This is a genomic window from Streptococcus sp. WM07 (assembly GCF_004570525.1).
Classification (GTDB): domain Bacteria; phylum Bacillota; class Bacilli; order Lactobacillales; family Streptococcaceae; genus Streptococcus.
Window position 1 is genome coordinate 1 of record NZ_SPPZ01000392.1, and the last position, 211, is coordinate 211.

General features: G+C 44.5%; 1 protein-coding gene. It reads left to right on the top strand.

Annotation, left to right across the window (positions count from 1 at the left end):
• Positions 1-211 (top strand): Rib/alpha-like domain-containing protein (locus tag E4T71_RS09700; RefSeq protein WP_245165745.1); only part of this gene is annotated, 211 nt, incomplete at both ends.

Consider the following 211-nt stretch of genomic DNA (forward strand, 5'->3'; position numbering starts at 1 on the left):
AACCAACAGATGCGGATAAGAACACACCAGTAGCACAAGATCAGACCGTTAAACAAGGTGAGGAAGTAGATCCATCTAAATCTATTGCAAATCTAGGAGACTTGCCAGCAGGTACAAAGGTAAGCTTTGAGAGTCCAGTAGATACAACCACACCAGGAGATAAGCCAGCAACAGCTGTGGTAACGTATCCAGATGGTTCAACGGATAAGGT